The 3,629-nt window shown below is 68.0% G+C and carries 3 protein-coding genes; 1 reads left to right on the top strand and 2 read right to left on the bottom strand.

Going from position 1 to position 3,629, the window contains the following annotated elements; translation table 11 throughout:
* On the top strand, nucleotides 1–802 hold an 802-nt coding region (locus FJY88_12610; GenBank protein MBM3288176.1), incomplete at its 5' end, for a PDZ domain-containing protein.
* 89 nt (nucleotides 803–891) lie between these two features.
* On the opposite strand, the gene FJY88_12615 is transcribed toward FJY88_12610, so the two are convergent.
* On the bottom strand, nucleotides 892–3,033 hold the full coding sequence (locus tag FJY88_12615) for a TonB-dependent receptor (protein MBM3288177.1): 2,142 nt from the start codon (nucleotides 3,031–3,033) through the stop codon (nucleotides 892–894).
* Between the two features lie 35 nt (nucleotides 3,034–3,068).
* Nucleotides 3,069–3,629: hypothetical protein (locus tag FJY88_12620; protein ID MBM3288178.1), on the bottom strand; the 561-nt coding region annotated here is incomplete at its 5' end.

Raw genomic sequence — 3,629 nt, forward strand, 5'->3', positions numbered from 1 at the left:
CGGCGACGGCTGCTGTTCGAAGAAAGGCAAGACGACGACGAGCGGCTCCTCCTGCGCCACGAAGGGCACGCAGGCGCAGATGAGCGGCTCCTGCGGCGCTCAGACCACGAGCGCCGGGTGGGCCACGAAGTCCGACATGGGAACCAAGGCTGGATGCGCGGCCAAGGCCGGGTGCGCGACCCAGGCGGGCTCCTCCTCGGCATGCGGGACATCGCGCTCCGCCTCCGCTTGCGACATGAAGGTCAAGGACTGCGAGAAGATGCTGAGGACCTACTACAAGACCCACGGCTGGCTTGGCGCCGAGATGCCCTGCCCGGGCGACATGACGACCAGGCCGACCGTCACGCGGGTCCATGCCGGCAGCCCGGCGGAGACCGCCGGATTCAAGGTCGGCGATGAGCTGACGTCGGTGAACGGAATCGGTCTTGCCCCGGAGAACCTGGAACTCCTCCGGAGCCTCTGGGAGAACGGCTTCAGGGTCGGGGACCAGGTTCGCTATACGGTCATTCGCGAGGGGCAGATCCTCCCGCTCCAGGCTACGCTGAGAGCGGTCGGAGGCGATGAGCTGACGTCGGTGAACGGAATCGGTCTTGCCCCGGAGAACATGGAACTCCTCCGGAGCCTCTGGGAGAACGGCTTCAGGGTCGGGGACCAGGTTCGCTATACGGTCATTCGCGAGGGGCAGATCCTCCCGCTCCAGGCTACGCTGAGAGCGGTCGGAGGCGATGAGCTTGCCGAGATGATCGCCTATCACGTGCAGGCGTCGCACCCGCCGGTCCAGAAGGCGGAGAGCTCCTTCTGATCGAGCGATCGGACGGCAGGCCGCGTCCCGACTGACGCGTGAAGCATGACCCCCCGAGCCTTCGGGGGGTCATCGTTTGCCCGACCGGCTCAGTCGGCCACGGGCCTCCCGAGGGAGAAACCGGCGAGGACATTGCGCTCCGCGCCCGGCTCGTAGTAGCGACCGTTCACGCCGTTGATGAAGACGGACGCAGTGTGGCGCTGATCGGTCAGGTTCCGCAGCGAGACGAATAAATCGGCGCTGATCGCGCCGAGCCGGAGGCGCCCGCGGGCAGTCGCATCGAGGAGGGTGAAGGCGGCGACACGGGCCTGATTGGCGTCATCGGCGTAGTAGGAGCTCAAATGCCGGGCTCCGATTTCGACACCCAGACCCCAAGGCAGGTCGTGCTCGATCCGCCCGGCGATCTGGGCGGGCGGGATCCCGGCCGCGTCGTTGCCGCCGAAGTCGTTCTCGGCCTCCTGCCCCGGCAGGATCGTCCGGTAGCGAAGGTATTCGTTTCGCGAGAGCGCTGCGGAGGCCGACAGGCGAATCCCCCACCGCGTGTCGAGAGAGGAACCAATCTCGCCCCCCACGCGGCGCGATCGGCCGGCGGTGAAGTAGTAGCTCCCTCCATCGTACGGGATGATGTCGTTGTAGATCTCGATCCGGTAGAGGCAGAGGTCATACTGAAATCCTGGGCCCGCGCCCGAAGTTGATCTCGCGCCACCGAGACCTGTCCGGCCCTTCGCGCCGATCTCGTGGGTGTAGCTGTATGCCGGTTCGAGGAACGGATTCAGACCGCGGACAGCCTGAAGCTCGGGCGGAGGATCGACCTCATTGAAGGCCGGGGCCTCGATTCCGCCCGAGAGAGTGGCATAGAGGGCGTGACCGGGCCTGTGCCTCCAGGACAGGGCGAGACGCGGACTCGCCCGCTTGAGCGTCTTCGTCTCATCGAGCGAGGAGTCCTGATGGTCCTCAAAGATGTATTTCACGAGATCGTACCGGATGCCGGCCGTCGCCGAGATGCGCGCCCTCTCAAGTGCGGCTTCCGCGTAGGCGCCGACCTGATTGATCCCCTCCCTCGTGTCGGCCTTGAGCTCAGATCCACGGGTCCCGTTCGGCCCGAGGGTGTAGAAGAGGATCGATCCGTCCTGAAAGGCCTCGTCCAGGCCGCAGCTCAGTCTCCCGCGAACGTCCGATCCGACGGAGAACCCGCCGCTGTACAGGAGGCTTCCTCCGGCGTGGACGCGCTTGAAGTCCCGGTAGCGCCCCCTCTCGGCGCGCTCGAGATACTTCGGCTCCAGATAGAGGCCCGCGAGGAAGTGCTGGCTGTTTCCGATCCCCTGCTGCCAGCGCGCGGCGATCCTCCCGATCCTGTTGTCTCTGCGGTTGTGGTCCCTCACGAAGTTGGAATCGGCCTGGCGCTGATCCAGGAGAAGCTCCGAGCGGGTGAGGGCGCCCGGCATCTCGAATCTATTCCGCACTCCTCGCACGAAGAGGCCCAGGGAACCGCGCGGCGATGTCTCGACCAGGACCGAGGCCTCCACGGAGGTGGCGTCGCCCGCGCTGTGACTCCGCCATCCGTCGTAGGCCGTCCGCGAGGCGCCGAGCCTGACGCGGGCCTTCCCCGCGAACCTCCCCGCTCTCCCCTCGCCGCGCCGGAACCCGAAGGAGCCGAGCGTGAGGCGCCCCTCCTCGAACGGCCGCGAGAAGGGAGATTCGCTGACGAGGTTGATCACCCCCCCCGACGCGGAGCCGAAAAGCGCCGATGCGTTGGAGCGGATGACATCGATCTGCTGAATGCCGCCGAGATCGGCCAGATCGAGGCTCGTTCTCCCGTCCGGCTCGGTGAGGGGAAACCCGTCGAGCAGAACGCGGATCCCGCGCGTCGTTCCCGCGTTCGACCTCTCCCCCGCCCCGCGCGCGCCGAATCCCCGCAGGATGATCCGCACATCGCTGCCCCCCGCGCGGCTCTGAGCCAGAACCCCCGGGACCAGGGCGAGGCCCTCATCGAGGCCGACGCCGCGGGTCGCCTGAAGCGCGCGCCTCTCGACTCTCGTCGTCGCCATGGGAACGCGAAGGGGATCGAGCGGCAGGCGTTCCCCTTCGACGTCGATCGTGTCGCTCAGGGAATAGACGCGCGGCTCGACGCGGGCGCCGGCGCCATCACTCTCGCCGTCGTCGAGTCCCGCGGTCGCCCGGCCGCCGGCGGGGCCTGGCTGGGTCGCGAGGAGCAGCAGCGTCGCAGCCAAGACAAACGGAGTGGCGCGCCGTTCGTGATGAACCCTTACCTCCCGCTCCCGAGGAAGGTGTCGCGCGCCCAGTGCTCGAGCTGCAGCAGCATGACAAGCTGGTCGATGTTGGCGCGACCGCGGCCCGCGTTCTCGATCAGGCCGCGGACGCGCACTCCATCCAGGACGGACGGGATCCAGGCCGCGGGGCCGAGGAGCCATTCGGACGCCTTCTGCCTCCCTTCCCCCAAGAGCCAGGAGCGAACGGGATCGCCGAGATCCCGCTTGGGCCGAGAGAAGACCGCCGCGGGAAGCCACGCGGAGAGCGCTTCGCGGTGCAGCCTCTTCCCCTTGCCTCCCTCCAGCCGATAGCTCGCCGGCAGTCTCTCGAGCCACGAGACGACTTCCGGATCGGCATACGGAAAGCGCAGCAGGAGCCGGTTCTGGGCGGCGAGCCGCTCCGCCGGCATGAGGACCGCCTCGGGAAGATGGGTTCGCGCCCGGATGTGAAGCGCCTGGGCCACGGGATCGCGGCCCGCGACGCCGTCGCGCCAGCGATCGAGGAGCTTCGGCACGAGATCCCGGTCGCCCATGTGGCCCGCGCGCAGAAGCAGGTC

The sequence above is a fragment of the Candidatus Eisenbacteria bacterium genome (genome assembly GCA_016867495.1).
In the GTDB taxonomy this organism is placed as follows: Bacteria; Eisenbacteria; RBG-16-71-46; order CAIMUX01; family VGJL01; genus VGJL01.